General features: G+C 57.1%; 2 protein-coding genes. One reads left to right on the top strand and one right to left on the bottom strand.

Going from position 1 to position 804, the window contains the following annotated elements; genetic code table 11:
- The coding region (locus EOA33_RS40025; RefSeq protein WP_210212661.1) for a hypothetical protein at window positions 1-385 on the top strand (385 nt) is incomplete at its 5' end.
- A gap of 23 nt (window positions 386-408) precedes the next feature.
- Here the strand turns inward: EOA33_RS40025 and EOA33_RS37320 are convergent.
- A complete protein-coding gene (locus EOA33_RS37320; RefSeq protein WP_127407830.1) occupies window positions 409-693 on the bottom strand; it encodes a hypothetical protein in 285 nt (94 codons plus the stop codon).
- Window positions 694-804: the final 111 nt, after the last annotated feature.

Here is an 804-nt window from a genome sequence, read left to right as displayed (position 1 = left end):
GCTTAAAAGGATACTTGAGAAAGTTGCTATACGTCACAACAAGGCTGCCGTATTGGCCAAATTTCAGTTGGATATGGGGGTTCTTCAGCCGTCTTGGGAGAGACTTAAGGAATTCGATCTCGATAGAGGTGTTAAGATTCAAGGGATAGAAGCAAAGTGCGATTTATGGCACTTCGTTTTCGAGACATACGCTTTCGTGATGATCATGGATACCAGCCCACAATCGCCCCACGAGAGCAACAGTCGTGCTCGCATAAGAGGCCAACTGGGTCGAAAACTCGACGAACCAGATTTTGGGCCGCTGTCAGATCGGTTTTGGCACCGCCAGCTTGACGCGCTCAGAACGATGATGCCGGAGCTTGCCACACTATTTCCCGAAGGGTGACCGTCACGAGCTAGTTAAAGCCGTCAGCGACCTCTTGGGCTGCGCACAGGCGGTTTTTTCAGCGGTGGCATGAAAGGCAGCAGCGTCCGGACCATCTGCTCGACTGGCGTCACCGTTCTCAGCGAGCGCCAGTCGAAGCGGGCACCGGGATCGCCGCTGTCGAACTGGGTCTGGCTGCCGCCGTTCCGCAGCTGAATGGCGTCGTCAAGGACGACGCCATTGGCGCCCACCGGGCGGCCAAACTGGGTGGCATACGTGCCGATGATGGTGACGGCCGGGAACCCCCTTTTCGTGATGACGGCCATCATGGTCGAACTCCGGATCAGACGAAGCACGTCATGTGTTGGGGCCGATCGCCAGCGCGTTGAGCTGTTGCAGGGTGAGGTTCTGGTTGCCGTTCGGTGGCGGCACCTTGGCCT

This window comes from Mesorhizobium sp. M4A.F.Ca.ET.050.02.1.1, from assembly GCF_003997725.1.
In the GTDB taxonomy this organism is placed as follows: domain Bacteria; phylum Pseudomonadota; class Alphaproteobacteria; order Rhizobiales; family Rhizobiaceae; genus Mesorhizobium.
Note: the sequence above shows the minus strand (reverse complement) of the source record. Positions and strands in the feature narration are given on the sequence as shown.